Source organism: Rhizobium sp. BK181, assembly GCF_014193305.1.
In the GTDB taxonomy this organism is placed as follows: Bacteria; Pseudomonadota; Alphaproteobacteria; order Rhizobiales; family Rhizobiaceae; genus Rhizobium.
On sequence record NZ_JACHZA010000003.1, the window covers coordinates 296,138 to 321,781 of the forward strand.

General features: G+C 59.8%; 25 protein-coding genes. 15 read left to right on the forward strand and 10 right to left on the reverse strand.

Going from position 1 to position 25,644, the window contains the following annotated elements; genetic code table 11:
• The first annotated feature begins 192 nt into the window (after positions 1-192).
• From acnA to FHT77_RS11355, 3 genes are all read left to right on the forward strand, one after another.
• The gene (gene acnA, locus FHT77_RS11345; RefSeq protein WP_183755148.1) at positions 193-2,883 is read left to right on the forward strand and encodes an aconitate hydratase AcnA; all 2,691 of its coding nucleotides are present in this window, start codon (positions 193-195) and stop codon (positions 2,881-2,883) included.
• A 232-nt stretch (positions 2,884-3,115) separates the two neighbouring features.
• Positions 3,116-3,853, forward strand: a complete 738-nt coding sequence (locus FHT77_RS11350; protein WP_183755149.1) for a thioredoxin family protein — start codon at positions 3,116-3,118, stop codon at positions 3,851-3,853.
• A gap of 364 nt (positions 3,854-4,217) precedes the next feature.
• Positions 4,218-4,619 (forward strand): DUF2794 domain-containing protein, encoded by a 402-nt coding sequence (locus FHT77_RS11355; RefSeq protein ID WP_183755150.1) that lies wholly within the window; start codon positions 4,218-4,220, stop codon positions 4,617-4,619.
• A gap of 5 nt (positions 4,620-4,624) precedes the next feature.
• Here the strand turns inward: FHT77_RS11355 and FHT77_RS11360 are convergent, their stop codons facing one another.
• From FHT77_RS11360 to FHT77_RS11375, 4 genes are all read right to left on the reverse strand, one after another.
• Positions 4,625-5,179: a GNAT family N-acetyltransferase gene (locus FHT77_RS11360; RefSeq protein ID WP_183755151.1), complete on the reverse strand. Its 555-nt coding sequence runs from the start codon at positions 5,177-5,179 to the stop codon at positions 4,625-4,627.
• A 108-nt stretch (positions 5,180-5,287) separates the two neighbouring features.
• Entirely contained in the window at positions 5,288-6,016 is a 729-nt protein-coding gene (locus FHT77_RS11365; protein ID WP_016556638.1) for a Bax inhibitor-1/YccA family protein, read from the reverse strand.
• 179 nt (positions 6,017-6,195) lie between these two features.
• The gene (locus FHT77_RS11370; protein ID WP_183755152.1) at positions 6,196-8,739 is read right to left on the reverse strand and encodes an ABC transporter permease; all 2,544 of its coding nucleotides are present in this window, start codon (positions 8,737-8,739) and stop codon (positions 6,196-6,198) included.
• A complete protein-coding gene (locus tag FHT77_RS11375) occupies positions 8,736-9,443 on the reverse strand; it encodes an ABC transporter ATP-binding protein (protein ID WP_028827974.1) in 708 nt (235 codons plus the stop codon). The genes FHT77_RS11370 and FHT77_RS11375 overlap by 4 nt, the downstream gene beginning before the upstream one ends.
• A gap of 53 nt (positions 9,444-9,496) precedes the next feature.
• Between FHT77_RS11375 and FHT77_RS11380 the strand changes: the two genes are divergently transcribed.
• Together FHT77_RS11380 and thpR are read left to right on the forward strand one after the other, a co-directional pair.
• Positions 9,497-10,141: an arylesterase gene (locus FHT77_RS11380; protein WP_183755153.1), complete on the forward strand. Its 645-nt coding sequence runs from the start codon at positions 9,497-9,499 to the stop codon at positions 10,139-10,141.
• Positions 10,142-10,209: 68 nt separating this feature from the next.
• Positions 10,210-10,803 (forward strand): RNA 2',3'-cyclic phosphodiesterase, encoded by a 594-nt coding sequence (gene thpR / locus FHT77_RS11385; protein ID WP_016556634.1) that lies wholly within the window; start codon positions 10,210-10,212, stop codon positions 10,801-10,803.
• Here thpR and FHT77_RS11390 read toward each other — a convergent pair.
• Positions 10,710-11,210 carry a low molecular weight protein-tyrosine-phosphatase gene (locus FHT77_RS11390; protein WP_183755154.1) on the reverse strand — a complete coding sequence of 167 codons (501 nt, stop codon included), beginning with the start codon at positions 11,208-11,210 and terminating at the stop codon, positions 10,710-10,712. The two genes, thpR and FHT77_RS11390, sit on opposite strands and share 94 nt — an antisense overlap.
• Positions 11,211-11,246: 36 nt before the next feature.
• On the opposite strand from FHT77_RS11390, the gene FHT77_RS11395 reads away from it, so the two are divergent.
• Positions 11,247-11,552 (forward strand): 4a-hydroxytetrahydrobiopterin dehydratase, encoded by a 306-nt coding sequence (locus FHT77_RS11395; protein WP_114714047.1) that lies wholly within the window; start codon positions 11,247-11,249, stop codon positions 11,550-11,552.
• A gap of 52 nt (positions 11,553-11,604) precedes the next feature.
• Positions 11,605-11,994, forward strand: coding sequence for a YkvA family protein (locus FHT77_RS11400; RefSeq protein WP_016556630.1), 390 nt, complete (start codon positions 11,605-11,607; stop codon positions 11,992-11,994).
• A gap of 13 nt (positions 11,995-12,007) precedes the next feature.
• Here the strand turns inward: FHT77_RS11400 and FHT77_RS11405 are convergent, their stop codons facing one another.
• Positions 12,008-12,568 (reverse strand): sigma-70 family RNA polymerase sigma factor, encoded by a 561-nt coding sequence (locus tag FHT77_RS11405; protein ID WP_183755155.1) that lies wholly within the window; start codon positions 12,566-12,568, stop codon positions 12,008-12,010.
• Between the two features lie 333 nt (positions 12,569-12,901).
• Between FHT77_RS11405 and FHT77_RS11410 the strand changes: the two genes are divergently transcribed.
• The 5 genes from FHT77_RS11410 (at position 12,902) to FHT77_RS11430 (ending at position 17,768) form a co-directional block, all read left to right on the forward strand.
• Positions 12,902-13,465 (forward strand): invasion associated locus B family protein, encoded by a 564-nt coding sequence (locus tag FHT77_RS11410; protein WP_028827970.1) that lies wholly within the window; start codon positions 12,902-12,904, stop codon positions 13,463-13,465.
• Positions 13,466-13,692: 227 nt separating this feature from the next.
• Positions 13,693-14,925: a 23S rRNA (adenine(2503)-C(2))-methyltransferase RlmN gene (gene rlmN, locus FHT77_RS11415; protein ID WP_183755156.1), complete on the forward strand. Its 1,233-nt coding sequence runs from the start codon at positions 13,693-13,695 to the stop codon at positions 14,923-14,925.
• Between the two features lie 94 nt (positions 14,926-15,019).
• The gene (locus FHT77_RS11420; RefSeq protein WP_028827968.1) at positions 15,020-15,973 is read left to right on the forward strand and encodes an ABC transporter substrate-binding protein; all 954 of its coding nucleotides are present in this window, start codon (positions 15,020-15,022) and stop codon (positions 15,971-15,973) included.
• Between the two features lie 122 nt (positions 15,974-16,095).
• Entirely contained in the window at positions 16,096-16,977 is an 882-nt protein-coding gene (locus FHT77_RS11425; RefSeq protein ID WP_028827967.1) for an ABC transporter permease, read from the forward strand.
• Positions 16,974-17,768, forward strand: coding sequence for an ABC transporter ATP-binding protein (locus FHT77_RS11430; RefSeq protein WP_016556624.1), 795 nt, complete (start codon positions 16,974-16,976; stop codon positions 17,766-17,768). Before FHT77_RS11425 ends, FHT77_RS11430 begins: the two co-directional genes overlap by 4 nt.
• 42 nt (positions 17,769-17,810) lie before the next feature.
• Here FHT77_RS11430 and FHT77_RS11435 read toward each other — a convergent pair whose 3' ends face one another.
• Positions 17,811-18,452: a LysE family translocator gene (locus tag FHT77_RS11435; RefSeq protein ID WP_183755157.1), complete on the reverse strand. Its 642-nt coding sequence runs from the start codon at positions 18,450-18,452 to the stop codon at positions 17,811-17,813.
• Between the two features lie 82 nt (positions 18,453-18,534).
• A complete protein-coding gene (locus FHT77_RS11440) occupies positions 18,535-19,389 on the reverse strand; it encodes an SDR family NAD(P)-dependent oxidoreductase (protein ID WP_183755158.1) in 855 nt (284 codons plus the stop codon).
• A 187-nt stretch (positions 19,390-19,576) separates the two neighbouring features.
• Between FHT77_RS11440 and FHT77_RS11445 the strand changes: the two genes are divergently transcribed.
• On the forward strand, positions 19,577-20,800 hold the full coding sequence (locus tag FHT77_RS11445; protein WP_183755159.1) for an argininosuccinate synthase: 1,224 nt from the start codon (positions 19,577-19,579) through the stop codon (positions 20,798-20,800).
• Between the two features lie 49 nt (positions 20,801-20,849).
• Here the strand turns inward: FHT77_RS11445 and FHT77_RS11450 are convergent, their stop codons facing one another.
• Positions 20,850-22,034 carry a multidrug effflux MFS transporter gene (locus FHT77_RS11450; protein WP_246719782.1) on the reverse strand — a complete coding sequence of 395 codons (1,185 nt, stop codon included), beginning with the start codon at positions 22,032-22,034 and terminating at the stop codon, positions 20,850-20,852.
• Between the two features lie 202 nt (positions 22,035-22,236).
• Here FHT77_RS11450 and FHT77_RS11455 point away from each other — a divergent pair, with 202 nt between their 5' ends.
• A complete protein-coding gene (locus tag FHT77_RS11455; RefSeq protein ID WP_183755160.1) occupies positions 22,237-22,878 on the forward strand; it encodes a LysE family translocator in 642 nt (213 codons plus the stop codon).
• 2 nt (positions 22,879-22,880) lie between these two features.
• Here the strand turns inward: FHT77_RS11455 and FHT77_RS11460 are convergent, their stop codons facing one another.
• Positions 22,881-23,312, reverse strand: a complete 432-nt coding sequence (locus FHT77_RS11460) for a hypothetical protein (protein ID WP_183755161.1) — start codon at positions 23,310-23,312, stop codon at positions 22,881-22,883.
• Positions 23,313-23,524: 212 nt separating this feature from the next.
• Here FHT77_RS11460 and FHT77_RS11465 point away from each other — a divergent pair, with 212 nt between their 5' ends.
• Positions 23,525-25,612 (forward strand): M3 family metallopeptidase, encoded by a 2,088-nt coding sequence (locus FHT77_RS11465; RefSeq protein WP_183755162.1) that lies wholly within the window; start codon positions 23,525-23,527, stop codon positions 25,610-25,612.
• The last annotated feature ends 32 nt before the right edge of the window (positions 25,613-25,644 follow it).

Below are 25,644 nucleotides of genomic sequence, written 5' to 3' on the forward strand. Positions count from 1 at the left end.
TCTGGCACCTTTCATAGAAATTATCTATAAGACCCGCAACCACGCCAGCGGTCGGCGTGAATTTCATCCTTGCGCCGAACATGGGCTTCGCTCCACGTGCGGACAGCGGAAATGGCCGTACCCGCATCCTGATGTGCATTACGTGCATAGGCGTCCGCACGATTGTGTTCGCTATCAGAAACGGGGTCTCTCGTGTCTAAATCTCTTGACAGCTTTAATTGTCGTTCCACGCTCACCGTGAACGGTAAGGACTACGTCTACTACAGCCTGCCCAAGGCTGAGGCGAATGGCCTTCCGGGCGTTTCGAAGCTTCCCTATTCGATGAAGGTTCTGCTCGAGAACCTGCTTCGCTTCGAAGACGGTCAGTCGGTGACGAAGGAACACATCCTTGCTGTGGCCGAATGGCTGAACAACAAGGGCGCTGTCGAAAACGAAATCGCCTATCGTCCAGCGCGCGTGCTGATGCAGGACTTCACGGGCGTTCCCGCCGTCGTCGACCTCGCCGCGATGCGCGACGCGATGGTGTCGCTCGGTGGCGACCCAGAGAAGATCAACCCGCTGGTTCCCGTCGACCTCGTCATCGACCACTCGGTTATCGTCGACGAATTCGGTACGCCGCAGGCATTTGCCAAGAATGTCGAGCTGGAATACCAGCGCAACGGCGAGCGCTACCGCTTCCTGAAGTGGGGCCAGCAGGCGTTCAAGAACTTCCGCGTCGTTCCTCCGGGCACCGGCATCTGTCACCAGGTCAACCTCGAATATCTCGGCCAGACCGTCTGGACCAAGGAAGAGGACGGCGAGACGATTGCTTATCCGGATACCTGCGTAGGTACTGACTCGCACACGACGATGATCAACGGTCTCGGCGTTCTCGGCTGGGGCGTCGGCGGCATCGAAGCGGAAGCTGCCATGCTCGGCCAGCCGGTCTCGATGCTTCTGCCTGAAGTCATCGGCTTCAAACTCACCGGCAAGCTCAAGGAAGGCGTCACCGCGACCGATCTCGTGCTGATGGTCGTGCAGATGCTGCGCAAGAAGGGCGTTGTCTCGAAGTTTGTTGAATTCTTCGGCCCTGGCATGGACAACATGCCGCTCGCCGACCGCGCGACGATCGGCAACATGGGTCCGGAATACGGCGCGACCTGCGGCTTCTTCCCGGTTGACGGCGAAACCATCAACTACCTCAACATGTCCGGCCGCAGTAAGGACCGTATCGCTCTCGTCGAAGCCTACTCAAAGGCACAGGGCATGTGGCGCGAAGGCGATGGTTCGGACCTCGTCTTCACAGATACGCTGGAACTCGACCTCGGCGACGTTGTGCCTGCCATGGCCGGCCCGAAGCGTCCTGAAGGCCGTATCCCGCTCGAAAACATCGCTTCCGGTTTCGCCGGCTCGATGGACACCGATTACAAGAAGCCCGGTCAGCTCTCCAACCGCTACGCGGTCGAAGGCACCGACTTCGATCTCGGCCATGGCGACGTGGCGATTGCCGCCATCACCTCCTGCACCAACACCTCCAACCCGTCGGTTCTCATCGCTGCCGGCCTTCTCGCCCGCAACGCCGTTGCCAAGGGCCTGAAGACGAAGCCGTGGGTCAAGACCTCGCTGGCGCCTGGATCGCAGGTTGTCGGCGAATATCTGGCGAAGTCCGGCCTGCAGGCTGATCTCGACAAGCTCGGCTTCAACCTCGTCGGCTTCGGCTGCACGACCTGCATCGGTAACTCCGGTCCGTTGCCCGCGCCGATCTCGAAGACGATCAACGACAAGGGCCTGATCGTTTCAGGTGTTCTGTCGGGCAACCGTAACTTCGAAGGCCGTATTTCGCCCGACGTTCAGGCGAACTACCTGGCATCCCCGCCGCTCGTCGTCGCCTACGCGCTCGCAGGCTCAGTCCAGAAGGATCTGACCAAGGAGCCGATCGGCGAAGACCAGAACGGCAACCCTGTCTATCTCAAGGACATCTGGCCGACCTCGCACGAAGTGCAGGAGTTCATCCAGAAGTACGTCACCCGCGAACTTTACGAAACGAAGTACGCCGACGTCTTCAAGGGTGATGAAAACTGGCAGGCCGTCAACGTTCCGGCCGGACAGACCTACGCCTGGGATGACAAGTCGACCTACGTGCAGAACCCGCCCTATTTCGTGGGCATGGGCAAGACCGGCACCGGCATCTCCGATATCAAGGGTGCTCGCGTTCTCGGCCTTTTCGGCGACAAGATCACCACCGACCACATTTCCCCGGCCGGCTCGATCAAGGCTGCGTCGCCGGCCGGTGCTTACCTGCTTGAGAACCATGTCGGCGTCGCTGACTTCAACCAGTACGGCACGCGTCGCGGCAACCATGAAGTCATGATGCGTGGCACGTTCGCCAATATCCGTATCCGCAACCACATGCTCGGCCCGAACGGCAAGGAAGGTGGCTACACCATCCACTATCCGTCGAAGGAAGAGGAATCGATCTATGACGCGGCTATGCAGTATAAGGCCGAGGGCGTTCCGCTCGTCATCTTTGCTGGCGTCGAGTACGGCAACGGCTCGTCCCGCGACTGGGCAGCGAAGGGCACCAACCTGCTTGGCGTGAAGGCGGTCATTGCACAGTCCTTCGAGCGTATTCACCGCTCGAACCTGGTCGGAATGGGCGTCATCCCATTCGTCTTCGAAGAGGGCACGACCTGGGCAAGCCTCGGCCTGAAGGGCGACGAAATCGTCAGCATCGAGGGCCTTGAGAACATCAAGCCGCGCGAAAAGAAGATTGCCAAGATTACCTACGGGGACGGCACCGTGAAGGAAGTTCCGCTGTTGTCGCGCGTCGATACGCTCGACGAAGTGATCTACCTCAACAACGGCGGCATCCTGCAGACGGTTCTGCGCGATCTCGCTGCCTGATTGTTAACAGACTTCTATGACAATGACCGCCGGAAAGAGATTTCCGGCGGTTTTCGTTTGAACGCGAGGCGTAAATTCGCGGTCACGACGATGTGTTTCAGCTTGGCTTCCTCGAAGCCTGTCTCACCCGTTCGTGACTTTCCGTTTCGATCGAGAACCACTATCTCTACGCTCAGATATCGGAACCTGCGGCGAAATTCGGCGGCAGGTACTGAAGAAAAAGGTGCAGTGAATGTCCGCGAGGTTTTTGATTTCTGTGGTTGCAGGTGTGGCGCTTGCCGGCCCGCTTTTTGCCCAGGATGCGCCGAAAGGTGTGGTCGAACTCTTCACCTCGCAGGGATGCTCTTCGTGTCCTCCAGCTGATGCGGTTTTCCGTAAGATTGTTGAGGCTGGCGGGGTTATTGCGCTCGCCTATCACGTCGATTACTGGAATTATATGGGCTGGGCCGACACGCTGAGCTCGAAGGAAAACACGGAGCGGCAGTATGGGTACGCGCAGACGATGGGTCGCGCCAATGTCTATACACCGCAGGTCATCATCAACGGCCGTGACCACGTGGCCGGCGCCGACCTTGGCGCGATCAACAAGAAGATCGATGGCTATGCAGCCGAAGGAATGGGTCTTTCCGTGCCGGTGAAGGCCGAGATGCGCGGCGACCAACTCGAGATCAAGATCGGGGCAGGGCAAGGCAAGGCAAATGTCGTGATGGTCTATTTCAACCGTGAGAAGACCATCGACGTCGAGAAGGGCGAGAACAGCGGCCAGAAGATTGCCTACCTGAATAGCGTTGCCGATGTGGAGACGGTCGGTATGTGGGAAGGCAAGGAAACAAGCTTGACGCTGCCGGCAAGCGTGATGCAGAAGCCGGACCTCGAGGGCTGCGCGATTCTACTTCAATCCTCCACCGCCGATGGCAATCCATCCGCGATTCTCGGAGCGACGGTCGTCATGGCCGGGAAGAACATCTAGCCGTTTCATCTGCTTCTGTGGATGGAAAACGGGGCGGCCCGGCTGATCGTATTCGGGGCTGGGGTTAAGGTCGATACGGTCAGCCGGGCCCTTTGGCGCGCTGGCGCCAAACTCACGCACGACCTTTTATGCCTATAAAATCAGGCAAAGATCATGCACGAATCGGGTGCGACGTAGGTCCGAACGGGCCCGCGGCGCAGTCGTGAGGGAATTTCCCTTGCAAATGAGGCGCTGTTTTGACTGAATTGCGGCGCTTGGGAGATTGCACAGAGTATGATTAATGTGACTGATCGCCTGCTTGCAATTTGTAAACGCTAAGGCAAACTGTCATTTACCTGTCACGAGTGGAGGCACCGGGAGACTGATGACAGATCAGCCGGATTTGCGGCGCGGCGAAAGCCGGTCAGCCGAGAGCAGTTCCTCAGTCGTCGTGGATCTCAAGGAATACAAGCAGAGCAAGGATCCCGCTCCGGTCACATTCCACCGGCGCGAACTCGATGCGATTCTCTGGATCTATGGCCGCATGGTCGGCGAGGGAGAGTGGCGGGACTATGCGATCGATCATCTGAAAGACCGCGCGGTCTTCTCGGTTTTCAAGCGATCGGGCGAAATGCCGCTCTTTCGCATTGAGAAGAATCCGAAGCTTGCAGCCAAGCAGGGCGTCTACTCCGTTACCAACATCCACGGCGTCATCCTGAAGCGCGGGCACGAGTTACAGCAGGTCTTGAAGGTCTTCAATAAGGCTTTGAAGCTGGTCGAGAAGTAAGCGACTCAGGCTTTGAAGAGGGTGCCGGGATAGGTCGAAGCATCCGGGTCCGAGGCTGCGCCCTCGCCCAGGGCACGTTGCATGATCATCGTGTCGAGCCAGCGTCCGTGTTTGTAGCCTGTCGCTTTCAGGCGACCCGTATCCTCAAAACCCAACGCGCGATGCAGGGCAATTGATGCCGGATGTGCGCCACCGATGACGGCGGCCATCTGACGAAAGCCGAGATCGCTGCAGCGTTGAATAAGTTCGGTAAGCAGCAGTCTTCCGATTCCCCGGCCGCGTGCCTCAGGCCCAAGATAGATGGAATCCTCCACCATCCAACGATAGGCCGGTCGTGTACGGAAAGCCGAGGCATAGGCATAACCAAGCAGGCCACCCTCGTCGATCGCGGCGATGTACGGATAGCCCTGGCCCGTGATGGCGGAAAATCGCGCCGCCATCTCGTCCTGTTCGGGCGGGACGAGCTCATAGCTTGCGACACCATTCAGAACGGATTCTCGATAGATCGTCGTAATAGCCGGGAGGTCGGATGGGAAAGCGTCACGGAGTGAGATGGGCATGCGGTCAGCCGGCGGATTTGACTAAGGAAGCTTCCAGAAATCATTCTCAGGATGATCTAGCAACAAAAAAGGCGGCCGAAGCCGCCTTTTCGATAGTGTCCTTGTTCCTTATTTGCGGTTGCCCATGAACTGCAGGAGGAACATGAAGAGGTTGATGAAGTCGAGATACAGGGTCAGTGCGCCCATGATCGCCTTGCGGCCGGCAACATCTGCGCCGTCTGCTTCATAGTACATTTCCTTGATACGCTGCGTGTCGTAGGCGGTGAGGCCCGCAAAAATCAGCACACCGATCACGGAGATCGCGAACTGCATGGCAGACGACGCCAGGAAAAGATTCACGAGCGACGCGATGATCAGGCCGAAGAGACCCATCATCAGGAACGAGCCCATTGCAGAGAGATCACGCTTGGTCGTGTAACCATAGAGCGAAAGTGCACCGAAGGAAGCGGCCGTTACGAAGAACGTCTGCGTGATGCTCGACTGTGTGTAGACCAGGAAGATCGACGAAAGCGACAGGCCCACCAGCGCGGCGTAGACCCAGAAGGTCGTCTGCGCAGCGGCAACACTCATCCGGTTAATCCTGAAGCTCAGGAAGAACACGGCGGCCAGCGGTGCAAGAATGACCACCCAGCGCAACGGCGATTGGAAAAGCAATACGCCAAACTGCGTCAGTTGGCCGTTCTGGACGGCGAAATTGAAGCCCAGATAGGCGGCTACACCCGTGATCGCCAGACCCAGCGCCATCAGGTTGTAGACCTTGAGCATATAGCTGCGTAGGCCCTGGTCGATCATCTCGCCAGTCTGTACGCGGCCTTGGTAATTACGAAGGTCAGCCATAGTTTCCTCTTACAAGCTCCGGTGTGGACACGGTGTCGGGCGCAAAAACCCGGGCGCCGCTGCGGAGCCCAGCATGCCTGCACTCAATATGAGCCTTTCGGCTTTCGCAAACAAGGCCCTTGCAACCCGAGATCGGGTTAAATCGCCGTAAGGTGAAGGGAATTTCTCCGTTCGGTCAATCAGAGTTCGCGCAAAACGGGTGCTGCCTTCTGCCCCAAGATGCGCCATGTGCCGACGAGCCCTATGCCCACGGTGAGCACCAGGGCAGTGACGAGCGTCAGCCCGGCAACGTCAGGCAGGAAGTGGGATGGGATACGCATGATCCGGGCGGTGATGAACCATGCCGCGACGCCGCCGGCGAAGAGAGCGAATACCGCAGTCGCGGCGCCAAGGATGAGGTACTCGTAGCAGAATGCGCGGATCAGCATTCGCCGCGTCGCGCCAAGTGTCTTGAGGACGACCGCGTCATGGGTACGAGCGCGGTTGCCGGCGGCAAGTGCGCCTGCGAGCACGAGGACCGATGCGATGAGGGCAACGGAGGCGGCGGCGCGGATCGCTGTGGCCAGTTGCCCCACCAACGCATTGACGATGTCGATTGCGTCCTTGACCCGGACGCTGGTGATCGTCGGATAGGTGTTCGTTACCGATTTCAGGATCGCAGCCTCCGCGGCGGAGGTTGCCGTCGGGTCGGTTAGCGTCGCCAGCCACGCATGCGGGGCGCCGCGGAAGGTATTCGGCGAGAAGATCATCACGAAGTTGATGGAAAGCGATTCCCATTCGACCTTGCGGAGATTGGCGATCTTGGCGGTGATGTTGCGGCCAAGCACGTTGACGGTGACGGTGTCGCCGATCTTCAAGCCGAGTTCCTTGGCTTCCTCGGCGGAAAAGGAGACCAGCGGCTCGCCGCTGTATTCCTTCGGCCACCATGAACCCTCGGTCAATGATGCATTTTCCGGCAGGGCTTCCGAATATGTGATGCCGCGGTCGCCGCGCAGTACCCACTGGCCGCCAGGCGGGACCTTTCGCTTCGTCACATCCTCACCGTTGAAGGCAAGGATGCGGCCGCGCAGCATCGGCACTTCGACCAATTTGCCGTCCGGCGAGCCGGCTTTGACAACGCTCCGGAATTTCTCGAGTTCGGATCCCTGAATGTCGACGAAGAAGAAGTTCGGCGCGCCGGTGGCCATGCGTCCGGTCAACTGCTGCCGCATGTTGCCGTCGATCAGGGTGAGGGTGACGAGCAGCGCGAGCCCAAGACCGAGCGACAGCACGACGGAGGGCGTCAGCGCGCCGGGGCGATGGATGTTTCCGATCGCGAGGCGGAGGGCCGGCGAGTTGACACGCGGACTGCGGCGCGCGAGCCAGGCAATACCGGCCGCGACCAGCCTCAGAATAACGAAAGCGAAGGCGATTGCCCCGACAAAGACAATGGCAATAAAGCGATCGTAGGCGGTGGCGATGGCGAGACCGGCAAGCGCAAGGAGAAAGGCTGCGGCAAGGAGGATGTAGGGCCAGGAGGGAAGGCCGCGCGCTTCAAAACCTTGCTCGCGGAACAGCGCTGTTGCCGGAACCTCGCGGGAATGTCCGAGCGGCATTATGGCAAACGCCAGCGTTGTCAAAATACCGAACAGGACCGCGAGGGCCAAGGCTCCGGGGTAGAATGTGAGGTCGGTGGAAACGGGCAGGAATTGCGCCAGAAATTGCGATGCGACGATCGGCGCCAGCGCACCGATGACCAAGCCGACGACAATGCCGCCGAGAGCAATGATTGCAATCTGAAAAAGGTAAATCAGAACCACCGTCGCCGCCGGTGCGCCGAGGCATTTGAACGTTGCGATCGTCGTGCGCTTGGAATCCAGGAAGGCGCGAACCGCATTCGCGACGCCGACACCGCCGACGATCAGCGCCGTCAGTCCGACCAATGTCAGGAACTGCGAGAAACGCTCGATGTTCTCCGTCAGCGACGGTGCTGCCCGGTCGCTCGTGCGAATCGACCAGCCGGCCGACGGAAATTCCTTCGCGGCCCGATCGCGGATTGTGGATCTCTCGGTGGGATCGTCCATGCGGATCTTGTAAACGTGTTCGACCAAGCTGCCCGTCTGGATGAGGCCCGATGCCTTGAGAGCGTCCCTGCTCACCAGCAGGCGCGGGGCGAAGCCGAAGCCTTCCGAAACTGCGTCCGGCTCGGTCTTGATCGTCCCGGTAATGTTCAGAATGGCATTGCCGAGCAGGATTTCATCGCCAATGGAAAGACCGAGGCGCTCCAGAAGCAGCGGCGCCGCCACCGCGCCGAACGTGCCGCTCTGTCCGGATAGAAGCGTGTGCAATGGGTAATTCGGGGCGGCTTCGAAAGTGCCGTAGAGCGGATAGGCGCTGTCGACCGCCTTGACCTCGACCAAGGCCTGATCCGAGCCGTCGGGCTTGCGCGCCATCGAACGCAGGCCAGTCGAGACTGACACGTTTCCGAAGCCGCGCAGGAAGCCCATTTCTGCTTCCGTCGCCTCGCGATTATTGAGCTCGAAGCGCACGTCGCCGGCGAGGATCTCCTGGCCCTGCGTGGCGATCGTGTCGGTAATCGACTGCGAAACGGAGTTAACCGCCGCAATGGCGCCGGTGCCGAGAGCAATACAGGCGAGAAAGATGTAGAAGCCACCAAGCCCACCGCGCAGCTCCCGAAGCGCGAGACGAAGGGCCAGGGAGACGCGCGGGCTCACCAGTGTCATGCAATCGCCGCCTCAGGCTGCACTGGCGCGCTATCGCCCTCGATCTGGCCGGACCGAACCCGAATCTGCCTGGAGCAGCGTTTGGCAAGTGCCGCGTCGTGGGTGACGAGCAGCAGGGTCATGCCGCGCTCAGCCTGCTTCGAAAACAGCAGATCGGCAATCTGGCGGCCGGTGTCGGTGTCGAGGTTGCCGGTTGGTTCGTCGGCGATCAGCAGTGCAGGCGAGGGTGCGAGCGCGCGTGCAATGGCTACACGTTGCTGCTCGCCCCCGGAAAGCTGGCCGGGATAGTGGTTCAATCGATCGCCGAGCCCCACGGATTTAAGCTCACGACGGGCGATCTCGAAGGGATTGGGAAGGTTGGCGAGTTCGAGCGGCACGGCGACGTTTTCCAGCGCCGTCATGTTGGCAATCAGATGAAAGGACTGGAAGACGATACCGATGTTGCGCCCACGGAAGTCGGCCACCTGGTCTTCACTTAACGCATGCAATGGCGTGCCACTGACGTTGATCTCGCCACTATCAAGCTTCTCAAGTCCGGCAAGCACCATCAGCAATGTCGATTTGCCGGACCCCGATGGCCCCACGATACCGACCGACTCGCCGGCGGCAATCGTCAAGTCGATGCCTTTCAGGACATGGACGGAGGCGGCGGCACTGCCAAGCGTCAAATCGGCGCGCTTCAACTCGATGATGGTTTTTGCCAACAGTATTCGCCCTATATAAGTGCCGATCGTGCTGCCAATCTAGGGAAAGCGGAATGAGATTTAAAGTTGCCGGCCTTCACATCGCCGTCATTGTTGCTTCGCTGACCTTTGCGGTCGCCGCCAGTGCACGGACAATCAGCCTAGTTGGCCTTGGCGACAGCCTGATGGCGGGCTATCAACTCCCGCCCGGCGACGGCTTTCTAGAGAAGTTGCAGGCAGTCCTGAAGGCCAAGGGAGTGGATATCTCAATCGCCAATGCAGGCGTGTCTGGGGACACGACGACCGGCGGTCTCGCACGCATAGACTGGTCTATCCCCGACGGCACCGATGGCGTTATCCTCGAGCTCGGCGCCAATGATGCGCTGCGCGGCATCCCTCCACAAGAGAGTGAAAAGAATCTCGATCAGATGATTGCCCGGCTAAAGGAACGAGGTATCGCGGTCCTTCTGGTGGGCATGCTGGCGCCGCCGAACATGGGCGGAGACTATGCGGCACAGTTCAACTCCATCTACCAGAAACTTGCGCAAAAACATGGCGTTGCGCTTTATCCTTTCTTCTTGGACGGGGTTGCTCTCGATGCCAGTCTGAAGCTTGATGATGGCATGCATCCGAACAGCAGAGGCATCGATGTGATGGTCGAAAAGATGGAGCCGGCTATCACGCAATTCTTGGGAACGATTTCTACTGTGAAGAATTAGGGACTTGCGCAGGTGTTCAATGCGTGATTCCGTGTGAGCACCTGCAAAAGATTCGGGGAGTGCTCGTTATGCCGAGACTGTTTACCGCCCTCGAAATTCCGCGCAATGCCGCAATGAGCCTCTCATTGCTGCGCGGTGGTCTCCCTGGTGCAAGATGGATCGATGTGGAAAACTACCACATCACTTTGCGGTTTATCGGCGATGTCGATGGGCGTACGGCAGACGAAATTGTCGACCGGCTCGACCGCATCGACCGGCCCGAATTCCAGATCCGCCTTGATGGTATCGGCGCCTTCGGATCCAAGAAGCCGCATTCCGTTTGGGCCGGTGTTTCGCCTTCGCCTGAGATGCATGCTCTGCAGGCGGAAATCGAACGGATTTGCCAGCGCATCGGATTGCCGCCGGATCCCCGTAAGTTCACGCCGCACGTCACGCTCGCGCGGCTGAAATCATCTCGCGTCGACGACGTGGTGCACTATCTGGCGGGCCGCGGCAACTTCCAGACTTCGGCCTTCACTGTTCCGCGTTTCGTGCTGCTATCGTCACGGGAATCGGTTGGTGGCGGTCCCTATCTGACGGAAGAGATTTTCCCTCTCCATGAGGCATTGTCTGTTCCCAGCCCTTCCAGCAGCTTCCTGCAGCCGGTGAAGAGCCTGGCATAGACAAGTTCGAAGTCGTCCGCGCCGCCGTAGTAGGGGTCGGGAATGTCCTCGCCGGTTTCGAGCGCAATGTCGCCGAACAAGTGGACATTCATGGCTTCAGGATGCCTGCGACGAAGTTCGGATAGATTTTCCTGATCCATCGCGAGGATCAGGTCGAAATGGCCGAAATCCTCTATCGTGATCTGGCGAGCGCGTTGCCGAGAAATGTCTATCCCGTGTCCTCTGGCCGTTGTGATCGAGCGCCGATCGGGATGATCACCTTGATGCCAGCTGCCCGTGCCGGCAGAATCGATCTCGAAACGACCAGCAAAGCCCGTCTCCTCGACAAGATGCGAGAAGATACCCTCGGCCAGAGGCGAACGGCAGATATTGCCCATGCAAACAAACAGGATGCTAATGCGTTTCATCTGTGGTCCATATTGCAAAAGAGGAGGGACGATCGCATGAAACGGGAAAAACTGGAACGCCAAGCCATCGCTGCCGAACTTTCCAAGCTTGACGGCTGGTCGCTCGATGAAGGCGGCACAGCGATATCGCGAAGCTTCAAGTTCCGCAATTTCGTCGAGGCTTTCGGCTTCATGACGGAAGCCGCACTCGCGGCGGAACGGCTCAATCATCATCCGGAGTGGTTCAATGTCTATTCGCGCGTCGACATCAAGCTGAATACGCACGATGCAGGCGGCCTGACCGAGCTGGACTTCAGGCTTGCCGCGGAAATGGAGAAAGCGGCGGCACGCCGGCTTGATTGAATCTGCTGCCATCATCACCATATGTGCGCGTGAACAAGAGGACCAATCTGGAATGGACGACGTCAAATTCGGTGAGATCCTGCTGCCGGGGGACGAGGATACGCAAAGCCGGCGAGAGCAGACTGTGCGCAAGAAATTCTGGCCAACCTTCAAGAAGGCCGTGCGGCAGATTCCATTTACACGCGATGTCGTCGCAGCATTCTATTGCGCGATGGATCCACAGACGCCCACGCGGGTGCGCGGCGTGCTTCTTGCCGCCCTTGCCTACTTTGTCATGCCGATCGACATGATCCCGGATGTGTTCGCCGTGATAGGTTTTTCGGACGACGTTGCGGTTCTTTCCGCAGCCTTTGCAATGGTCAGCAGGCATTTGCAGCCAAGGCACTATGAAGCTGCTGATCGCGCGCTCGCCGACAAGCCCGAGGGGATGAAGACGATCTAGTTGTGCCGGCGCGTCAGGTACCCTCGGCCTCAAGTATCTTCCTGAGCTTTCCAAAGGCCAGCCGGATACGGGACTTGACCGTTCCGAGTGGCAGGCCCGTCGCCTCGGCGATCTGTGAATGCGATTGACCGAGAAAGAAGGCGGCGCGCAGCATTTCCCGTTGCTCTTCCGGCAATTGACGAACAGCGGCCCGCACGTTGGCGTCACGGTCGTCGTTCGCGACGATTTCGTCTGCGCCGGCTTCCGCAACCGGCCGCAAAGCCGGATCTGCATGATCGAGGACACGCGCATTGGCCCGGCGCTGCAGATCGATTCGGCGATTGCGGGCAATGCGAAAAAGCCAGGTCGACAGCGACGATCGGCTCGCATCGTAGAGCCCGGCCTTGTGCCAGAGTACGATCATCACTTCCTGGACGAGTTCCTCGGCCTCGCTGCTCGCCATTCTTTGGCGTAACAGCCAGGATTTTAGCCGCGGCGCAAAGTAGTCGAACAGCACGGCGAATGCCTCTTGGTCGCGGCGTTCCGCAACGGCCCTGACGAGGGCGGCGAAGCGCTGTTTCTCCTCGGCATTCATGTCCCGTGCAAAGTCCCCTGCCGCCGCGAATTCTCCAACGGATTTCCAACGCTTATTGACCTACAACGGTTTCTGAAAAGGTCAAACTCTTGCCTGAATCTTTATGTCTTAAATCATTCGTGACGATGATCTGCGTGCGCACACAGTACTACGCCACCACGGGCGAGGCGCCAGCGCCCGACGTTGACGCTTGGGTGAGAATGGCACAGGCAGGGACTTCTCGCAGTCCCTGTTGACGCTTTGGTAACCTGAATTAAGTCAAAATAAAGCAGATCGTGATTATGCGCCGCCCGTTCGCTTCGGGCTCGAATCGCAAGAACCGGCAGGATATCCATGTTTCGTAAAACTACCGCAATCGCCATTTCCCTCGTTCTCGCCGGCGCCGGCATTGCATCCGCTCAGACCAAGAAGACGCAGCCCGCGGCACCGGCGGCGCAGCAGCAGGCTGCTCCGGCTTCGACAGCGCCGACGCGGATACAGCAGTTCCAGGCCTGGGGTGCCTATTCGTACAAGTCCGGCGCGAGCACCGTTTGCTATGTGTTGTCCGTACCGACGGAAAAGAAACCGGCCAACATCGATCACGGTGACAACTTCTTCATCGTCTCGCAGCGCCCCGGCCAGAACATTTCCTACGAGCCGCAGGCAATGATGGGCTACATCGTCAAGGAAAACTCGAAGATCGATGTCGTTATCGACAACAAGACCTTCGTGATGTTCACCAAGGACAAGGCCGGCTGGGTCGAGAATGCGGCTCAGGAGCCGGCGCTCGTCGCGGCCATGAAGAGCGGCCACTCGATGACCGTCAATGCGACATCGCGCAAGGGAACATCGACGTCGTACAGCTACTCGCTGTCAGGTATCTCCGCCGCGCTCAAGCAGGTTGAAGGCTGCAAGTAAGCTTGCTGTCGCGGTAGCGAAATTTCAGGAGGCCGGCCTTGCGCCGGCCTTCGTCGTTTCCATCTATAGTGACGCGCGGTGAAAATGATGCTAAAGGCCCGCGCAACAGCGGATAGATGGCGGCTTTGCCGCCGGTTCCGCATTCAATTTCTGCCATCATGCCTGTCGTGCCCGCAAGTCATCTGGCTTACCGGGGCGATCGCATGTTGAATTCGGGATTAGAGACTATGTCCGTCATGGATGCGATGACTGTTGCCAAGCCTGCCGGAGTGCTGCCGCAGCTCGACGCCGGCCAGAAGCCCTCGCTGATCGGCCTCAGCCGTGAAGAGATGGGCGCTGCGCTGCGCGAAAAGGGCGTGCCGGACAAGCAGATCAAGATGCGCGTTGCCCAACTCTGGAACTGGATCTACGTGCGCGGCGTCTCCGATTTCGATCACATGACGAACGTCGCCAAGGACATGCGCGAGATGCTGAAGCGGCATTTCACCATCGCGCGTCCCGAGATCGTCGAAGAACAGGTTTCCAATGACGGTACGCGGAAGTGGCTGCTGCGTTTCCCTCCGCGCGGAGCCGGGCGTCCGGTCGAGATCGAGGCGGTCTACATCCCGGAAGAGGGCCGCGGCACGCTTTGCATCTCGAGCCAGGTCGGCTGCACGCTGACCTGTTCGTTCTGTCATACCGGCACGCAGCGGCTGGTGCGCAACTTGACGGCCGAGGAGATCCTTTCACAGCTTCTCCTGGCCCGTGATCGGCTCGGCGATTTCCCGGACCGCGAAGCGCCGCAAGGCACGATCATGCCGGCGGAAGGCCGCAAGGTCAGCAATATCGTCATGATGGGCATGGGCGAGCCGCTTTACAATTTCGATGCCGTCAAGCAGGCGCTGCTGATCGCCACGGATGGCGATGGCCTGTCGCTCTCGAAGCGCCGTGTGACGTTGTCGACCTCGGGTGTCGTGCCTGAAATCTTCCGGACCGGCGACGAAATCGGCGTGATGCTGGCGATCTCGCTGCATGCCGTGCGCGACGATCTGCGCGATATCCTCGTGCCGATCAACAAGAAGTACCCGCTGAAGGAACTGATCGAGGCCTGCCGGAAGTATCCGGGCCTGTCGAACGCCCGCCGCATCACCTTCGAATATGTGATGCTGAAGGACGTCAACGACAGTCTTGAGGATGCTAAGGGTCTCGTTCAGCTGCTGAAAGGCGTGCCGGCGAAGATCAACCTCATTCCGTTCAACCCGTGGCCGGGCACCAACTACCAGTGTTCCGACTGGGCGCAGATCGAGAAGTTCGCCGATTTCATCAACTCGGCCGGCTATGCCTCGCCGATCCGGACGCCACGCGGCCGCGACATCCTCGCCGCATGCGGTCAGCTGAAGTCGGAGTCGGAGCGCATGCGCAAGACCGAACGGCTGGCCTTCGAGGCGATGATGATCGCCAACCATGGCGCGGACGACTGATCAGCAAGTTTGATCCTTCAAACACCTCCTGACGATTGATTTCATGGCCTGCTTTTCCTAGAAGCAGGCCAAAATCATATCTGGAGGATACCCAATGCGTTCAATTCTGCTTGCTGTCGCGGCCACGCTGGCCCTGACCCTGCCTGCCAAGGCAGAAGATGTCACCGTCGCTGTTACGGCGATCGTCGAGCATCCTGCTCTCGATGCAGCGCGCAAGGGCGTCCTCGATGTACTGACGGCTGCCGGCTACAAGGAAGGCGAGAACCTGAAGTTCATGTTCGAGTCGGCCCAGGGCAACCCGGCAACGGCTGCGCAGATCGCTCGCCAGTTCGCAGGCGAGGGCCCGAACGTTATCGTGCCGATCTCCACGCCATCCGCTCAGGCGGTCGTTTCCGCAACACGCGACATTCCGGTTGTCTTCACCGCCGTATCCGATCCGCTCGGCGCGCAGCTCGTAAAGGATATGGACAAGCCGGGCGGCAATGTCACCGGTCTTTCCGACATGTCTCCGGTTGCCGAGCATCTTGCGCTTATCAAGGAAATCCTGCCGAACGTCAAAACGATCGGCTATCTCTACAACTCCGGTGAAGCCAACTCCGTATCGTTGCTTGCTGTCCTGAAGGCGGAGGCTGAGAAAGCTGGGCTGAAGGTTGTCGAGTCGGCCGCCACCAAGTCCGCTGAAGTGCAGGGTGCTGCCCGTGCACTCGTCGGCCGCGCAGACGCCATCTATATCCCGACTGACAACACGATCATCTCTGCACTCGAAGGCGCCGTCGCTGTTGCTGAAGAAAGCAAGCTGCCGCTCTTCACCGCTGACACGGACTCCGTTTCGCGCGGTGCCATCGCAGCCCTCGGCTTCAACTACTACGATGTCGGCAAGCAGACCGGCGAAATCGTCGTTCGCATCCTCAAGGGTGAAAACCCGGGCGACATTCCGGTGAAGGTTGCTGCCGGCAGCGATCTCGTCATCAACAAGGGCGCAGCGACCAAGATGGGCGTCACCCTGCCGGAAAGTGTCGTGAAGCGCGCAACGAAGACGATCGACTGATCGCCGCATAGTTTTGAAAAACTGGTCATCCAGCCGCTCCCGTTTTGCGCGGGGGCGGCTGATGGTATTAAAAGCTTGAGCCCGGCAACACACCGGACAAGTCAGAAGAAAGGGCAGGAGCCTTGAGTCAGATCGCATTCTGGGGAGCCGTGGAACTGGGGCTGGTCTATGCCTTCGTTGCGCTCGGGGTTTACCTCGCATTTCGTGTGCTGGATTTTCCGGATCTGACGGTTGACGGCTCTTTCCCACTCGGTGCCGCGGTAACGGCGGTGTTGATCATCGCTGGCGTCAATGCCTGGCTTGCTGCGCTTATTGCGATGGTTGCGGGCGCTGCGGCCGGTCTGGTTACGGCGATGCTCAATGTGCGCTTCAAGATTCTGAACCTGCTTGCATCGATTCTGACGATGATCGCGCTCTTCTCGGTCAACCTGCGCGTCATGGGTAAACCGAACGTCGCTCTGATCAATGCGGATACGATGATCAGTCCGTTTTTTGGCCATGGCCTGCGTGAGTTTTATGTTCGGCCGCTGTTTGTCGGCGTCCTTGTCGTCGTTGCCGTGATCGTCGTTTGGCGTTTTCTTGAAAGCGACTCGGGTCTGGCGATGCGCGCGACGGGTGCGAATGCTCGCATGGCCCGCGCGCAGGGCGTCGACACAAGCCGCCAGATCTATCTCGGCATGGCGATCTCGAATGCGTTGGTTGCCTTCGGTGGCGCGCTCTTCGCGCAAACCAACGGTTTTGCGGACGTTACTTCGGGCGTTGGAACGATCGTCGTCGGTCTGGCGGCCGTCATCATCGGCGAAACGCTGCTCGGTCGTCGTGGCCTGCTGATCGCGCTGGTCGGCTGTGTGCTCGGCTCCATCCTCTACCGTATCGCCATCCAGCTGGCACTCTCGACCGATGTCATCGGGCTGCAGGCATCGGACCTTAATTTCGTGACGGCCGTTCTGGTTACAATAGCGCTCATTCTTCCCCGTCTTCGCCGCGGAGGTGCCGCATCGTGATCACGCTCAAGGATATCAAAGTCGTGTTCGGCAAAGGTACGCCGCTGCAGAAGCAGGCGCTGAACGGCGTCAGCCTGACAATCGAGGAAGGCTCGTTCGTCACGGTTATCGGCTCGAACGGGGCGGGCAAGTCGACGCTGCTCGGCGTCCTTGCCGGCGATGTGCTCGCCAGCGAAGGCCAGGTTCTCATCGGCAAGACCGATGTCACGCGCAAATCAACGGCCGCGCGTGCGGGCCTCGTTGCCCGTGTCTTTCAGGATCCACTGACGGGAAGCTGCGGCTCGCTCTCGATCGAGGAAAACCTTGCCCTTGCCGCGCGTCGCGGTGAAAGGCGGGGACTCGTCTCGGCGCTGGGTCCGAAGCGGCGCGAGCATTTTCGCGAGCGGATCGCCGAACTTAATCTCGGTCTTGAGAATCGGATGCGGGACCGCATGGACCTGCTATCCGGCGGTCAGCGTCAGGCGGTTTCGCTTGTCATGGCGACGCTCGCCGGCTCGGAAGTGCTGTTGCTCGACGAGCATACGGCGGCGCTCGATCCTGGCATGGCCGAGTTCGTCATGGGGCTCACGCAGAAGATCGTCTCGGAGCGCAAGCTGACAACGCTGATGGTCACCCACTCCATGCGACAGGCGCTCGACTATGGCCACCGCACGATCATGCTGCATGGTGGCGAGATTGTTCTCGACGTCAGCGGCGACAGCCGCAAGACGTTGCAGGTCGAAGACCTGATCGCGATGTTCCGCAAGATGCGCGGACAGACGCTTGACGACGATGCGTTGCTGATCGGCTGACGACAGACAGTTTTCCGGGAAGTCAGACTTCCCGGAGATCGCTTAGCGCGCCTGCGTCAGCAGGATTTTTGCCGCGAAGACGGAGAAGACGCCGGCAAAGGTAAAGTCCATGCCGCGCAAAACCTTCTTGTTGTTCTGTAGCCAGCTGGCCAGCCAGTCGGCCGCAAAAACCACAGCAGCGTTGACCGGCATGCCGATCACAATGAAGCAGAAGCCGAGAAACAGCAGCTTCTGCGTCACCGTCGGATCGCCGGCGCTGACGAACTGCGGCAGGAAGGTCATGAAGAAGATGATCACCTTCGGGTTCAAAAGGTTGACCCAGAAGCCCGAGGAAATGTTGGCAAGCGGCGTTCCTGTCGCTGTTTCCACCTTATTGACCGAAAACTTCGAGCCGTAGCGGATCGCCTGGACCGCAAGCCAAAGCAGATAGGCGGCACCGCCGGTCTTCAGCACCAGGAAGGCGGTCGGCGAGGCGGTGATCAGGGCCGAGACACCGAATGCGACCAGCATCGTGTGGACGACGATGCCGAGACTGGTGCCGAGCACGACGAACAGCGCCGCCTTCTTGCCCTGCGCCAGAGCGCGGCTGATCGACAGCGTCATGTCTGGGCCGGGCGTTGCCGCAAGCAGCAAAGTCGCAGCAGCAAAGGCGAGGAGCGTGGCAAAGCTGGGTAGAAATTCCATGATACACTCTGAGAGCCGGAAAAAACGTTGCCTGCTTTTACCCGGCTCCTAGAAAATGTCTAATCAAACCTTCTAATACAACCTATTCCTTCCGCTCGAGATAGGCCTTGAACTTGTCGGAGTAATCCTTGTGCCACCGCGAGAGCGGCGGGCGGTTCTCGATGATGTCCCCCATTGCCCAGGCCATGCGGCGTTCGTCCACGGCGCGGGCGACGTCGTTGTCGGGGCAGAGGATGTAGAAGTCGCCGCGTTCCAGACTTTCAATCATGAAGTCGACGGTCTGTTCCGCGGTCCATGCGGCGGCTGGCTTTTCCGCGCGGTCGCCCTTGGTGAGGCCGGTAAAAACGAAGCCGGGGATTAGTAGGTGAGCGGAGATCTTCGAGCCTTCGGTGTTGCGCAATTCATGCTCGAGCGCTTCGGTGAACACCTTCACGCCGGCCTTCGAGACGTTATAGGCCGGATTGCCGGGCGGCGTAGTGATGCCCTGCTTGGAACCGGTGTTGATGATCAGGCCGGGTTCGCCATGCGAGAGCATGTGCTGGCCGAAGGTCCGCGTTCCGTTGATGACTCCGAGCAGGTTGACGCCAAGGATGCTGTCCCAATCGGCTTGGGCGCCGAAAATCGAGGTCGCCGGGCCGATCCCGGCGTTGTTCATGAGGATATGAACGCGGCCGAAGCGCTGGATCACGGTTCTCTCGAGCGCCTCTAGCGAGTCCTTCTGCGCGACGTCGGTCTCAACGGCGAGCACATGCTCCTCTCCCGATATCGACTTCAGCTCGGCTGCCGCCGCTGCCAACCGGTCGCCGCCGAGATCGGCGATGGCAACGCTCATGCCCGCACGGGCAAAGTGCTTTGCCGCCGCAAGCCCGATGCCCGAAGCACCGCCGGTGATGACGGCGACATTGGATTTCTTGATGATGTCTTGGATTTTCGTCACGGCCAGCCTCTCCTCAGCATTGTGCGGACGCTGGCAGATATGGGTTGCGCTTTCTGCCTGTCAAACATTATCCGAGCCGCGTAGGGCCGCCGTTGCCCTTGCGTCCTGCGCCGATCTCGCTAAAAGTGCCCAGCCATACCGGGCTTGGCGGGCTTGCCGCCGCCCTTTTGCAACGGACCTCATCATCATGGCATCGCACAAAGACGTAAAGAAAGTCGTCCTCGCCTATTCCGGCGGTCTCGACACCTCGATCATCCTGAAGTGGCTGCAGACCGAACTCGGCGCAGAAGTCGTGACGTTCACCGCCGACCTCGGCCAGGGTGAAGAGCTGGAGCCTGCACGCAAGAAGGCCGAAATGCTCGGCATCAAGGAGATCTACATCGAGGATGTCCGCGAAGAGTTCGTGAAGGACTTCGTGTTCCCGATGTTCCGCGCCAATGCCGTCTATGAGGGCGTTTACCTGCTCGGCACCTCGATCGCCCGTCCGCTGATCTCCAAGCACCTGATCGACATTGCTCGCAAGACCGGCGCCGATGCGATCGCGCATGGCGCAACGGGCAAGGGCAACGACCAGGTCCGCTTCGAGCTCTCCGCCTATGCCCTGAACCCCGACATCAAGATCATTGCGCCATGGCGCGACTGGTCGTTCAAGAGCCGTACCGATCTGCTGGCCTTTGCCGAAGCCCACCAGATCCCGGTTGCCAAGGACAAGAAGGGCGAGGCGCCGTTCTCCGTTGACGCCAACCTTCTGCACTCCTCCTCAGAGGGCAAGGTTCTCGAAGATCCGGCGCAGGAAGCCCCTGAATATGTGCACATGCGCACGATCTCTCCGGAAGCCGCCCCCGACAAGGCAACTGTCATCAAGGTCGACTTCGAGAAGGGTGACGCGGTTTCGATCAACGGCGTACGCATGAGCCCGGCAACGCTGTTGGCCGCGCTCAACAATTACGGTCGCGACAACGGCATCGGCCGTCTAGACCTCGTCGAAAACCGCTTCGTCGGCATGAAGTCGCGCGGCGTCTATGAGACGCCCGGCGGGACGATCCTGCTTGCCGCGCACCGTGCGATTGAATCCATCACGCTCGACCGCGGTGCCGCGCACCTCAAGGACGAGATCATGCCGCGCTACGCCGAGCTGATCTACTATGGCTTCTGGTTCTCGCCGGAGCGCGAAATGCTGCAGGCGCTGATCGACAAGAGCCAGGAGCATGTCGAAGGCGAAGTGACGCTGAAGCTCTACAAGGGCAATGTCATGGTTACCGGTCGCGAGAGCCCGAAGTCGCTCTACTCCGACAAGCTGGTTACCTTCGAAGACGACCAGGGCGCCTACGACCAGAAGGACGCCGCCGGCTTCATCAAGCTCAACGCGCTGCGCCTGCGCACGCTCGCCAAGCGCAACCTCTCGAAGTAATCGAGAGCAGTCTGCCGGATATCGAAGGCCCGCCTCGTGCGGGCCTTTCTTATTCGCCTGTCGGGGCGTGGGGGATCTCTGCTGCGTGTCGTGAGGCGCGCACGAACCAGAGATAGCTCGTGACCGAAATCAGCGCCATGATCGGGATCACCGTTCCGAAGGCGAGCAGCGGCATGCCGATCAACGAACCCGCTACGCCACCGGCAAAGCCGCCACCCATCTGAATGAAGCCCATCATCGCGGATGCCGAGCCGGCGATATGCGGGAAAGGGTATAGGCCCGATGTCGTCATATGCGGCGTCAGGAAAGCCAATCCAAACGCCAGGAATGCGATAGGCCCCATGATCGAGAGATAGGAGGGCGTGACGAAGTGGACTGATAGCGCGATCATGATGCCGGCAAAGCCCAGCAGGCCAAGCCCGACGCGCACGGAGCCGTCGCCGCCCAGGCGCGGCGCCGCATAGCGAAGGCAGACGGAGCCGAGGAAATAGGACCCCGATTGCATCAGCATGCCAAGGCCGAAGGCTGTTGGCGAGAGGCCGACGACCTTGATGAGGATGAAGGGGAGAAGCGTCGCCTGCGCGTAGAGTGCGCCGATCGAGCCGCCGAGGACGAGCGAGGCGGAGACGAAGCGGCTTTCGCGGGCAAGCTCCAAATAGGCGCGAAGCAGCGGAAGCGGGAGCGCACGGCGCGGATCCGGAGCGCTCGTTTCGCGCATGAAGACGATCACCCCGAAACAGATCAGCAGTCCGAAGCCGATCAGGAGGAAGAAGACCGACTGCCAGCCAAACGCCGCCAGTGCCAAGCCACCCACGGTTGGTGCGGCGGCCGGTCCGATGGCGATCATGATGCCGATCAGGTTCATGATGCGGGAGGCTTCGGTGCCGGTGAACTGGTCGCGGACGATGGCGCGCGCCACCGTAATCCCGACAGAAGCACCAATGCCCTGAATCAGCCGGCCGGCAAGCAGCCATTCGATGCCGGGCGCAAAGGCGGCAAGCAGGCTGCCGATCACATAGATGCCGATGAAAAGGAGCGTTGCCGCACGGCGGCCGAACGCATCCGAAAGCGGACCAGCAAGCAGTTGCGCAACCGAGAAGCCGGCGAAATAGACGGACAGCGTCATCTTGATCGCCGAGTCTGATGTCTGGAACGCATGGACGAGCTCCGGCATCGCCGGCGTGTAGATCGACATCGAGATCGGGCCGATGGTTGCGAGAAGCGCGCCGAGCATGCTCGTTCGCCGTTCGCTCATCCGGAATGGGGGCATAGGGGTACTCGGTTCTAGTGACATGCGCGGCCAGCGCGAAGGCTGCGGCTTTTCTTCTGTCGCAAGCTGTGTGATCCGGCAATTCAAAAATCTCATGGATCGCCATGACAGCTTGACGCCTTTCGATTGGCGCATAAGCTGCAGCTGACCTTTCCGGAGTTTCTCGATGACGCAGTCCTTGCTCGCGGGCGCCTTTCTGGCAGCCCTTCTCTACGTGCTCATTCCAGGGCCTGCCTTCCTTGCGCTGTTGGGCATCGGCGCCGGGCAGGGCCGCCGAGCAGGCGCAATGTTCGTCAGCGGCCATCTGGTCGGCGATCTGCTGTGGGCATCGCTGGCGCTGATCGCGATCATTGGGGCGAAGACGATCGGGACCTTCGTGTTCGACGCGCTTGGTCTCCTCTGTGGCTTCTACCTTGCCTGGATCGGCTGGAATGCGGTTCGGGCAAAGCCGAAGGGTGAGGGACAGGCGCTGATGGTGGTGGAGCGGCCGTTTCGTCGCGGCCTGATCTTCGGGGTGACCAATCCGAAGGGATATCCGGTGGCACTGGCGACATTCACTGCTCTCGTTGCTGGCTCCGCGAGCGCGCTGCAGTTCCACACGCTGCCCGTCCTGCTGGCGGTTTCGTTCCTGGGTTTCATCGTGGCCGACATGATCCTGATCACGATCATCGGCGCAGGAACGGTTCGGCGGTTCTATCGCGCGCATGAGCGGCTGATCGTGCGCTGCTCCGGTGTGCTCTTCATGGGCTTTGCGGTACAGGCGCTCTGGCATGCGACGCCCGGCCTTCTCGGCTGGCGGAAGGCCTGAGATCAGACGTCGAGAAAGCTGACGACCGAATTCAGCCGTTCTACGGTCTGCGGGTCACCGATCGATGTCGCGATCTGCAGCTGGTCCTTGTAATAGTCCCGAAAATTGAAGCTCGTCGCGTCGGTGACATCCGACAGGTCGAGGATGTTGCCCGACGGGTCGATTGTTCGCATCGGCAGCGGTTCGGAGATCGCGGCATAGGTATCTTGATCGATCGCGCCGGCATCGAAGCTCTGCCTTGCATACAGGCGCAGTTCGCTGGGGCTGATCGCGGAAAAATCCGGCGCGTCCGCGTTCGTTTCATCGATTTGAAACGACGCTGAGGCCTTTGTCTTTGTGCCGAGCTGCTCTTCTAATTCACTGTAATAATTGGAATTATCTTGGTTTCTTTTGAAAAGGAAACTCGGCGAAGACCGCACAGAAAGGATTTCCATGGCGCGTATCCACTTGCAAAAAGATGATGAGTGAAACTACCGCGCGTGGCGAACGTACGTCAATCGATAACGATTAGTTAATTCTTATGCATCATTTCTTGCCATGAAGTTTTCGCAGTCAAGGCTAGTGATGTGCGTCTGATCGCCAATACCAATTGCGGATGCGCATCCCTATATTGCCTGTTCAGTTGCCTGCCACAAAGGATCTCCGCATGCCTTCCACACCAGAATTCAACCCGGCACTTGTCGAATGGAACGGTCTCCACGGCCTGCCGCGTTTCGATGCTCTCAATGATGGCGACTTTGCTCCTGCTTTTGACGCGGCGCTCGCCGTGCACGAGAAAGAGATCGATGCGATCGCCGGTAATCCGGAGGCCCCGACATTCGAGAACACGGTCGTTGCGCTCGAGATCGCGGGTGATGAACTGTCGCGCGTGTCGGCACTGTTCTGGAATCGGGCAGGCGCCCATACCAACGATACGATCCAGGCGCTGGAGCGGGATATCTCGCCGAAGATGTCGCGCCACTATTCCAAGATCGGCATGAATGCTGCGCTGTTTGCGCGTATCGATGCCTTGTGGGAAGCGCGCGAAAGCCTCGGTCTGACGCTGGAGCAGACGCGCGTGCTGGAGCGCCACTGGAAGGGCTTCGTCAAATCGGGCGCGAAGCTGCCGAAGGCGGAGCAGGAAAAGCTCGCGGGGATCAACGAGAAGCTTGCGGGCCTCGGTACCCAGTTCGGCCAGAACGTGCTCGCCGATGAGAAGAGCTGGGCGCTCATCCTTTCCGACGGCGCGGATCTCGATGGTATTCCCGACTTCCTGAAGGATGCGATGGAGGCGGCTGCGCGCGAGCGTGGCGAAGAAGGCAAGTTTGCCGTCACCTTGTCGCGCTCGATCATCGAGCCCTTCCTCACCTTCTCCGAGCGGCGGGACCTGCGGGAGCAGGCTTTCAAGGCCTGGGTAGCGCGTGGCGAGAACGATGGCGCCACTGACAATCGCGGCATTATCAGGGATACGCTTGCGCTCCGTGACGAGGTGGCAAAGCTCCTCGGTTATGGCAACTTCGCGGAACTGAAGCTCGACAACACGATGGCGAAGACGCCCGAAGCCGTGAACCACCTGCTTCGGGAGGTATGGGCCAAGGCGGTCAAGCGTGCCGGCGAGGAAGAAGCCGATATCGCCAAGCTGATCGCTGATGAAGGCAAGAACCACGACGTCATGCCCTGGGACTGGCGGCACTATGCCGAAAAGATCCGGGCGCAGCGGTACAATTTCTCCGAGGCCGAGCTGAAGCCCTACCTGCAGCTCGAAAAAATCATCGACGCCTGCTTCGATGTCGCCGGACGGCTGTTCGGCATTCGCGCCGTCGAGAAAAAGGGCGTTCCGGCCTACCATCCCGATGTCCGTGTCTTCGAGATCCGCGATCGCGAAGACAAGCTGGTCGCGCTGTTCCTCGGTGACTATTTCGCCCGCAGTTCGAAGCGTTCCGGCGCCTGGATGAGCTCATTCCAGTCGCAGCACAAGCTGCCGCTGAAGGATGGTCGCAGCGGTGAACTGCCGATCATCTACAATGTTTGCAACTTCGCCAAGCCCGCCGAAGGCAAGCCGGCGCTGCTGTCACTCGATGACGCGCGCACACTGTTCCACGAGTTCGGCCATGCGCTGCACGGGATGCTGTCAAACGTCACCTACCCCTCTGTTTCGGGCACGGGCGTTTCGCGCGACTTCGTTGAGCTGCCGTCGCAGCTTTACGAGCATTGGCTGACGGTGCCCGCGATCCTGAAGCAATATGCTGTGCATTTCGAAACCGGTGAGCCGATGCCGCAGGCTCTGCTCGACAAGGTTTTGGCAGCGCGTACCTTCAATTCCGGCTTCAATACGGTCGAATTCACCTCGTCCGCGCTTGTCGATATGGCGTTCCATACCCGCGACAAGGTCGAGGATCCGATGGCGGTGCAGAAAGAGGTGCTGTCGGAGCTCGGCATGCCGAAGTCGATCGTCATGCGGCACGCCTCGCCGCACTTCCAGCACATCTTCTCCGGCGGCTATTCAGCCGGCTACTATTCGTACATGTGGTCCGAAGTTCTCGATGCGGATGCCTTTGCTGCCTTCGAGGAAACGGGCGATGCCTTCAATCGCGAGATGGCGGCCAAGCTCAAGGACAACATCTATTCCGTCGGTGGCGCGATCGACCCTGAGGATGCCTACAAGGCGTTCCGTGGCAAGTTGCCGAGCCCGGATGCCATGCTGGTCAAGAAGGGTCTGGCGACCTTCGAAGAACTGTCCGGCAGCGACGCCTGAGGCAGCAGGTCGCGCACAATCGATGCGCGACG

Bases quoted from the DNA above. Each gene is read 5' to 3' on its own strand.
- FHT77_RS11350 (WP_183755149.1), top strand. From the start codon at position 3,116: ATGTCCGCGAGGTTTTTGATTTCTGTGGTTGCAGGTGTGGCGCTTGCC.
- FHT77_RS11355 (WP_183755150.1), top strand. From the start codon at position 4,218: ATGACAGATCAGCCGGATTTGCGGCGCGGCGAAAGCCGGTCAGCCGAG.
- FHT77_RS11360 (WP_183755151.1), bottom strand. From the start codon at position 5,179: ATGCCCATCTCACTCCGTGACGCTTTCCCATCCGACCTCCCGGCTATT.
- FHT77_RS11365 (WP_016556638.1), bottom strand. From the start codon at position 6,016: ATGGCTGACCTTCGTAATTACCAAGGCCGCGTACAGACTGGCGAGATG.
- FHT77_RS11370 (WP_183755152.1), bottom strand. From the start codon at position 8,739: ATGACACTGGTGAGCCCGCGCGTCTCCCTGGCCCTTCGTCTCGCGCTT.
- FHT77_RS11380 (WP_183755153.1), top strand. From the start codon at position 9,497: ATGAGATTTAAAGTTGCCGGCCTTCACATCGCCGTCATTGTTGCTTCG.
- thpR (WP_016556634.1), top strand. From the start codon at position 10,210: ATGCCGAGACTGTTTACCGCCCTCGAAATTCCGCGCAATGCCGCAATG.
- FHT77_RS11390 (WP_183755154.1), bottom strand. From the start codon at position 11,210: ATGAAACGCATTAGCATCCTGTTTGTTTGCATGGGCAATATCTGCCGT.
- FHT77_RS11395 (WP_114714047.1), top strand. From the start codon at position 11,247: ATGAAACGGGAAAAACTGGAACGCCAAGCCATCGCTGCCGAACTTTCC.
- FHT77_RS11400 (WP_016556630.1), top strand. From the start codon at position 11,605: ATGGACGACGTCAAATTCGGTGAGATCCTGCTGCCGGGGGACGAGGAT.
- FHT77_RS11405 (WP_183755155.1), bottom strand. From the start codon at position 12,568: ATGAATGCCGAGGAGAAACAGCGCTTCGCCGCCCTCGTCAGGGCCGTT.
- FHT77_RS11410 (WP_028827970.1), top strand. From the start codon at position 12,902: ATGTTTCGTAAAACTACCGCAATCGCCATTTCCCTCGTTCTCGCCGGC.
- rlmN (WP_183755156.1), top strand. From the start codon at position 13,693: ATGTCCGTCATGGATGCGATGACTGTTGCCAAGCCTGCCGGAGTGCTG.
- FHT77_RS11420 (WP_028827968.1), top strand. From the start codon at position 15,020: ATGCGTTCAATTCTGCTTGCTGTCGCGGCCACGCTGGCCCTGACCCTG.
- FHT77_RS11435 (WP_183755157.1), bottom strand. From the start codon at position 18,452: ATGGAATTTCTACCCAGCTTTGCCACGCTCCTCGCCTTTGCTGCTGCG.
- FHT77_RS11445 (WP_183755159.1), top strand. From the start codon at position 19,577: ATGGCATCGCACAAAGACGTAAAGAAAGTCGTCCTCGCCTATTCCGGC.
- FHT77_RS11450 (WP_246719782.1), bottom strand. From the start codon at position 22,034: ATGCTCGGCGCGCTTCTCGCAACCATCGGCCCGATCTCGATGTCGATC.
- FHT77_RS11455 (WP_183755160.1), top strand. From the start codon at position 22,237: ATGACGCAGTCCTTGCTCGCGGGCGCCTTTCTGGCAGCCCTTCTCTAC.
- FHT77_RS11460 (WP_183755161.1), bottom strand. From the start codon at position 23,312: ATGGAAATCCTTTCTGTGCGGTCTTCGCCGAGTTTCCTTTTCAAAAGA.
- FHT77_RS11465 (WP_183755162.1), top strand. From the start codon at position 23,525: ATGCCTTCCACACCAGAATTCAACCCGGCACTTGTCGAATGGAACGGT.